Source organism: Mycobacterium sp. E796, from assembly GCF_001672815.1.
Classification (GTDB): domain Bacteria; phylum Actinomycetota; class Actinomycetes; order Mycobacteriales; family Mycobacteriaceae; genus Mycobacterium.
The window spans coordinates 1-6,890 of sequence record NZ_LZKK01000027.1; the positions used below are offsets into that span (position 1 = coordinate 1).

8 protein-coding genes are annotated in these 6,890 nt (G+C 68.0%); 3 read left to right on the top strand and 5 right to left on the bottom strand.

The window, feature by feature from the left end; translation table 11 throughout:
• From A5706_RS01910 to A5706_RS01925, 4 genes are all read right to left on the bottom strand, one after another.
• A partial coding sequence (locus A5706_RS01910; protein WP_068126507.1) for an alpha/beta hydrolase family protein occupies positions 1-1,029 on the bottom strand: 1,029 nt, incomplete at its 3' end.
• Positions 1,030-1,110: 81 nt separating this feature from the next.
• Positions 1,111-3,312: a heavy metal translocating P-type ATPase gene (locus A5706_RS01915; RefSeq protein WP_369831776.1), complete on the bottom strand. Its 2,202-nt coding sequence runs from the start codon at positions 3,310-3,312 to the stop codon at positions 1,111-1,113.
• Positions 3,309-3,521, bottom strand: coding sequence for a heavy-metal-associated domain-containing protein (locus A5706_RS01920; protein WP_068126509.1), 213 nt, complete (start codon positions 3,519-3,521; stop codon positions 3,309-3,311). Before A5706_RS01920 ends, A5706_RS01915 begins: the two co-directional genes overlap by 4 nt.
• A gap of 117 nt (positions 3,522-3,638) precedes the next feature.
• On the bottom strand, positions 3,639-4,460 hold the full coding sequence (locus tag A5706_RS01925) for a mycofactocin-coupled SDR family oxidoreductase (protein ID WP_068126510.1): 822 nt from the start codon (positions 4,458-4,460) through the stop codon (positions 3,639-3,641).
• A gap of 110 nt (positions 4,461-4,570) precedes the next feature.
• Between A5706_RS01925 and A5706_RS01930 the strand changes: the two genes are divergently transcribed.
• Complete coding sequence (locus A5706_RS01930) at positions 4,571-5,044, top strand: SRPBCC family protein (protein WP_068126512.1); 474 nt, start codon at positions 4,571-4,573, stop codon at positions 5,042-5,044.
• On the opposite strand, the gene A5706_RS01935 is transcribed toward A5706_RS01930, so the two are convergent.
• A complete protein-coding gene (locus A5706_RS01935) occupies positions 5,039-5,593 on the bottom strand; it encodes a pyridoxamine 5'-phosphate oxidase family protein (RefSeq protein ID WP_068126514.1) in 555 nt (184 codons plus the stop codon). The two genes, A5706_RS01930 and A5706_RS01935, sit on opposite strands and share 6 nt — an antisense overlap.
• Positions 5,594-5,764: 171 nt before the next feature.
• On the opposite strand from A5706_RS01935, the gene A5706_RS01940 reads away from it, so the two are divergent.
• The gene (locus A5706_RS01940; RefSeq protein WP_197517723.1) at positions 5,765-6,370 is read left to right on the top strand and encodes a TetR/AcrR family transcriptional regulator; all 606 of its coding nucleotides are present in this window, start codon (positions 5,765-5,767) and stop codon (positions 6,368-6,370) included.
• A gap of 68 nt (positions 6,371-6,438) precedes the next feature.
• Positions 6,439-6,890 (top strand): DUF417 family protein (locus A5706_RS01945; RefSeq protein ID WP_068126518.1); only part of this gene is annotated, 452 nt, incomplete at its 3' end.

The window sequence follows — 6,890 nt, forward strand, 5'->3', positions numbered from 1 at the left end:
CGGCCCGGCGGCGCCGTCGCCGCCGAACAACCGGGCGATGGTCTGGTCCTTCGACCCGATGCTGGGGCTGCGGTCGCCGGCGATGTCGACGAACGCGCTGAACAGCTCCGGATGCATGACCGCCAAATCGACCGCGCAGGTGCCGCCCATCGACCATCCGGCGACGCCCCAGTTGGCTCGGTCGGCGCTCACCCCGAAGTTCGAGACGACGAAGGGCACCACGTCCTTCGTCAGGTGATCGGCGGCGTTGCCGCGGGTGCCGTTGACGCATTCGGTGTCGTTGTCGAACGTGCCGGTGGGATCGACGAACACCAGCACCGGGGCGAAGCCGTGATGTTGGGCCGCGAAGTCGTCGATGGCGGTGAATGCGCCGCCGGGGCGTAGCCAGTCGGCCGGGGTGTTGAACGCCGAGCTGATCATCATCACCGCCGGCAGCCGGGGCGGCGGATTGGTGTTGAACCAGGCCGGTGGCAGGTAGACCAGCTCCTGGCGGTGCGGGAAGTGCGACGCATCGGCGCTGATCGTGACGGGCACCACGACGCCCTTGACCGGCTTGGTCCCCTCGAGCTGCATCGCGGTGACCCTGAGCCGATCGATTTGATCGGGCAGGGGCTGGGAGGTCAGCTGGTCCCAGGCGGCCGCCACGGTGGGGAAGTAGCCGACCCAGCCGTTCAACGCGAGGGCCGCGCACAGCGCGCAGAGCGGCACCGAAACCACCGCCAGGCCGCGACGCCACCAGCGGGCGCCCGGCCACCCGAGCGCGAGCACCGCGACCGCGAGCCCGCTCATCGCGATCCACAGCCACAGCGTCACCGGGGCCGGGTCCCCGGCCACACCGATCGACGTGATGTACCAGTACGACAGCGCGGTGGCCAGGCCCGCGGCGCCCAGCGCCACCGGAAGCGCCCAGCCGCGCCAACGTCGCCTCGTCACACCGATCGCGCCGACGACGACCAGCAGCGCGAGCGCTTGCGCCGCCACCGGCAGCCAGCCATGCAGCAAGGACAGCTGTTCGACGAATGGGGGCAACGGCGGTGACCTTCGCTAAATCAAATCTGGTTGCGAATAACCCACCGGCCAAGGCTCGAAGATCGCGGTAGGCCAGATCAACTATCCCACAGGATCTGTGCGCGTCGTGCCAGCGAACGCGCGCAGTCGCAGGCTGTTTCCGACGACGAACGCGCTGGAGAACGCCATCGCGGCGCCCGCCACCATCGGATTGAGCAGGCCGAGCGCCGCCAACGGGATCGCGGCGACGTTGTAGCCGAAGGCCCAGAACAGGTTCGCCTTGATGGTGCGCAGGGTCCGGCGCGACAGCCGGATCGCGTCCACCGCGGCGCACAGATCGCCGCGCACCAGGGTCAGATCCGCGGCTTCGATCGCCACGTCGGTGCCCGTCCCCATGGCGAGCCCCAGATCGGCCAGGGCCAGGGCCGCGGCGTCGTTGACGCCGTCGCCGACCATGGCGACCACCCTGCCCTCGGATTGCAGGCATTCGACGGCGGCCACCTTGCCGGCGGGCGTCACCCCGGCGACGACGTGTGCGATGCCGACCTGCTCCGCAATGCGCCGGGCGACGGTCTCGTCGTCGCCGGTCAGCAGCACGGGCGTGAGTCCCAGGGCCGCGAACCGCCGGACCGCCTCTGCGCTGGTGGGCCGGACGGCGTCGGCGACCACCAGGATCCCGCGCGCGCGGCCGTCCCACCCGATGGCGACGGCGATTTTGCCGTCGGCCTCGGCGCGGGCTTTAGCATTCGACAGCTCCGCGTCGAGCTGCTGGTCCCGGCCGGCCAGCAGGTCTTCCCGCCCGACGACGACGGCATGGCCGTCCACCTTCCCGTGCACGCCTTGCCCGCCCACCGCCACGAAATCCCGGGCCGCGGGCAGGGCGCCGAGTTCCGCCCGTGCGGCGGTGGCGATCGCCTGCGCGACGGGATGTTCCGAGGCGTCCTCCACGGCCCCGGCATAGCGCAGCAGCGTTTCGCGGTCCGTGTGCTTCCCGGCAATCACGTCGACCAGGGTCATCCTGCCGGTGGTGACGGTGCCGGTCTTGTCGAGCACGATCGTGTCGACCTTGCGCGTCGACTCCAACACCTCGGGTCCTTTGATCAGCACGCCGAGCTGGGCCGCCCGGCCGGCGCCGACCAGCAAGGCGGTCGGCGTCGCCAACCCGAGCGCACACGGGCAGGCAATGATGAGCACCGCGAGGGCGGCGGTCAACGCGGCGGTAAGGGAAGCGCCGGTAGCCAGCCACGTTGCGAGGGTGGCCATCGCGACGGCCATGACGGCCGGGACGAACACGCCGGAGACGCGGTCGGCGAGCCGTTGCGCCCGGGCCTTGCCCGATTGCGCCGCTTCGACGCGCATGGCCATCTGCGCCAGCTGGGTGTCGTCGCCCACGCGGGTGGCCCGCACGATCAGGCGCCCCCCGACGTTGACGGTGGCGCCGGTGACGTCGTCGCCCTCGCCGACCTCGACGGGGACGGACTCACCGGTGAGCATCGAGGCATCGACGGCGGAGGAGCCCGAGACGACGATCCCGTCGGTGGCGATCTTTTCGCCCGGGCGCACCACGAACACGTCGCCCACCGCGAGCTGGTCGACGGGCAGCCGGGTCTCCGACCCGTCCCGCAGCACGGCGACGTCCTTGGCCCCGAGCTCGACCAGGGCCCGCAGCGCCGCTCCCGCGCGCCGCTTGGCGCGCTTCTCGAAGTAGCGGCCGGCGAGGACGAACATGGTGACGCCCGCGGCCACTTCGAGGTAGACGTGTCCCGTCCCGAGGAGCAAGGCGAACACGGAGCCCACGAATGCCGAGAGCGTCCCGATGGAAACGAGTGTGTCCATCGTGGCGGCGCCGTGCTTGAGGCTGGCCCACGCGCCCGCGTGAAACGGGCGGCCCGCCCACGCGACCGCCGGGGCGGCCAGGGCCAGCGACACCCATTGCCAGCCGCGGAACTGGAGCGCGGGCAGCATCGCCAGCGCGATCACCGGGACTGCGAGCACGATCGCGACGACCAGGCGGGTGCGCAGCGCCGCCAGCTCGCCGTCGCCCGCACGGGCGGGCGTTTCGGGCCCGGGTTCTGGTCGCGGGAGCGCAGCGGTGAAGCCGGCCTTCTCGACCTCCGCGATCAGCTCCCGCGCGTCATATCCGAGGGGGAGAGTGACGGCGGCCTTTTCGGTCGCGTAGTTGACCTGGGCGCTGACGCCGTCCAGCCTGTTCAACTTCTTCTCGATGCGCGCCGCGCAGGAGGCGCAGCTCATCCCCCCGATTTCCAGCTCGACGTTGTTGACCGTGTTAGCTTCTGCCGTCACGCGACCAGGACCGCCTGATAGCCGGCCTCGTCGACCGCTTGCAGCACCGCGCCCGCGTCGACGGGAAGGGAGCTCCGCACGACGAGCCTGCCCGTGCCCGCGTCGACGTCCACGCCGTTCACCCCCGGGATCCGGCCCACTTCGTCCTTCACGGCGGCCTCGCAGTGCCCGCAGGTCATCCCGCTCACCTGATACTCGCGCGTGGTCACGACGCTCCTTTCCGGACGCCCCTGCGGTATAGGCATCACCGATACACGGTATGAGGCAAAACGATTGTGCCTGGTCGGCGGCATAGGGGCGGGCCCGGAGTGGGGCTCGGAATGCGATCAGACGTAGCCCACGCCGATGTCGACAGACACCTGACTGGCGGTGACCAGCCTGGACTGGTCGGAGACGAGCCACGCCACCGCGTCGGAGATGTCTTCGGGCTGGGCGATGCCGTCGGGCAGCAACGGTTTGTGCAGGCCTCGTAGGTGCGGGTAGCTGTCGGCGGCCGATCGAAGGGCGTCACGCATCCGGCCGGTACCCATCGGGGTGGCGACGGCTCCCGGGTTCAAACTGTTGACCCGGATGTTGTAGCGGCCGAGTTCGGCGGCGAAGGCGCGCGTCATCCCGACGACGGCATGCTTGCTCGCGGTGTAGTGGACCATGAACGACTGCATGTTGATGCCGGCCGCGGATCCGATGAGGATGATCGAGCCGCCACGACCGCCGTCGATGATGTGGCGAGCGCCGGCCATCACGGTGTTCCAGGTGCCGATCACGTTGGTGTCGATGGTGTCGCGAAACGCTTGCGCGGTGATTTGGTCCCAGGGCGCGGGACTGCAGATCCCCGCGTTGGCGACGATGATGTCCAGGCGGCCCAGCTCCTCGACGGCCGCGTCGACGGCGGCCGTCAGCGCGTCGAGGTCACGGATGTCGACCGCCGAAGTGATGACCCTTCGGCCGTTGGCGCTCACGAGTCGCGCCGTCTCGGCCAGGTCGTCGGGCGTCGCTGAGTCGTAGGGGACGCTGGGCGGCAACGGCCCGGCGATATCGACCGCGATGATGTCGGCGCCTTCGGCACTGAGCCGCACCGCATGCGCCCGCCCTTGTCCCCGCGCGGCGCCGGTAATCAACGCCACCCTTCCCGGAATCGACTGGCTCACCGAACGCCTCCCCGCTGAACGTCGTTGTTCGAACAACAGTGTTGTAAAGGTTCAATCCGGCGAAGCGTAGCGTCGAGTCCGCGCTGCCGGATACCCGGAAGGAGACCGTCATGACCGTCAACCTTGTCGACGCGGGTCCCCGACAGGTGAGCCGCTCGGTCGAAGTGGACGCCCCGGCCGCAGAGCTGTATGCGATGGCCATCGATCCGCGGCGGCACCACGAACTGGACGGGTCGGGCACGGTGGGCGACAACATCAGTGTTCCCGCGGAAATGGCTGTGGGATCGAAGTTTTCGACCAAGATGAAGATGTATGGCGTGCCGTACCGCATCACCAGCAGGGTGACGGCCCTCAAACCGAACGAGCTGATCGAATGGCGCCACCCCGTAGGACACTGCTGGCGCTGGGAATTCGAGTCGCTGTCACCGACGAGGACGCGGGTCACCGAGACGTTCGACTACCGCGAAGCCGGCGCGATCAAGAACGCGCTGAAGTACTACGAGCGGATGGGTTTCCGCAAAGCGAACGCGGCAGGCATCGAGGCGACGCTGGCCAAACTGCGCGATCGCTACGCGACGTCATGACGGATCGGGCGCGTCCCACGGGATCACGCCGGACACCCAATGGCTCAACTGGTCAACCTCATCGTTGCGGTGCAGGTGGCGCGGCGGTGTTGCGAAGGTGGAGTAAGGCCGGCACCGGATGACGACGCGGTTCTCCCGGTCGCACATCTCCTGCACGGACGGGCGTGCCTCCTCGCCGAGCGGTTGACCGGACATTCGCCACGCGACCGCCATCATGACGTCCACGGCAAGGTCACGGTCGTCGTCAAGCGTCGCGTCCGTGTACACCTGTAGGTAGCCAAACGGCCACCGTTCGTCCAGGACGCACAGACTGATCTTGCCGTCGCGTTCGATGACTCGGGCCTTGCCGCGGCCGGCCATGGTGGACACCAGCAGTTCGTCGGTGTCGGTGGGGATGTAGTAGACGATCGACATCGCGGGGCCGTCATTCCGGCGGCGGTAACCGTATACACAGGTCCGATGCGTACGGACGAATTCGCGACGCTCGGAGGGAAGCATGTCGCGGTCGGTGGGAGCTACGTACGGCGTCGATGCCAAGGGAAGCAGCATGGCGGACGTCCTTGTCTGTCGTGGGAGGTTGACCCCGGTCCAATTAATGGATACAGTGTGTCCATAAATTGTCGCGCTGTCAAACCATAGAGCCACCTAGGGATTTCGGAGATGCGCGCAGTGCCGAACGAGCAGCCATCGGGACGCGCCCGCGGGCGCCCGCCCGTGCCGCTGGACCGGATCCTCGCCGCGGCCATCGAGCTCGTCGACGAGCACGGGGCCGATGCGCTGTCAATGCGTTCCCTGGCGCAGCGCCTGGGGTCGGGTACCGCCACCCTGTACCGTCACTTCGCCGACCGGTCGGAGCTGGTGGGAATGGTGGTCGATCGCATGCTCGGTGAGATCGAGTTCGATCCCAAAACCGCCGCGACACTCCCCTGGCAGCGGACCTGTATATCGTTCGCACAGAACATGTTCGACACGCTGGCCCGACATGGCAATGTTGCATCGCTACTCATCGGGCACGTGCCGATGGGGCCCAATGCGCTTGCTCAGCGCGAGCTCATCCTGTCGGTTCTTCTAGCCAACGGATTTTCCCCAGTCGTTGCCGCTCACGCCTACGCGACACTGGCGCGTTATGTCCTCGGCTTCGCGATTCAACTCTCCGGATCGACGACTGCCCGGCATGACGAACTGACGGCCGCGTTCCATCAGCTTGATCCGTCCCGCTATCCCGCGACGGTCACAGTCGCCGCTGATTTACCCGTTCCGCTAGAGGAGGAATTCGCGTACGGACTGCGACTCATCGTCGCCGGACTCGAGGAACTGGGTCATTGAACCCAATCGGGAGCGAATCGTTACTCATGCTGAGGAACGCGCCGCTCCGAAGGAAGGACCCTCTCCGCATGATCGACCGCACCCTGTCCCCCACCATCACACCGCCCCGCGTGGCCGAATTGCTTACCCGCACCGGACAGCTGGTCAGCCGTTACGGACTGGTCCTCGTGCTGGCCTGGATCGGATTCGGCAAGTACGTGAAGATGGAATCCCGGGTGCTCATCGAGCACAACCCTCTGATGAGCTGGATTTATCACGTGGCCTCCGTCACCACGGTGGCACGCGGACTGGGAACGATGGAAATCGTTGCGGCGCTTCTCATTGCGCTTCGACCGGTATGGCCGCGCGCGTCGGCCGCGGGCAGCGCCCTTGCCGTGGTGCTCTTCATGGGAACGCTGAGCTTCTTGTTCACCACGCCCGGGGTGGTCTCGACCCACGCCGCCGGCATTCCGGTGTTGTCCGCGCTGCCGGGCCAATTCCTGCTCAAGGACCTGGTTTTGATCGGCGTTGCGCTGTGGAC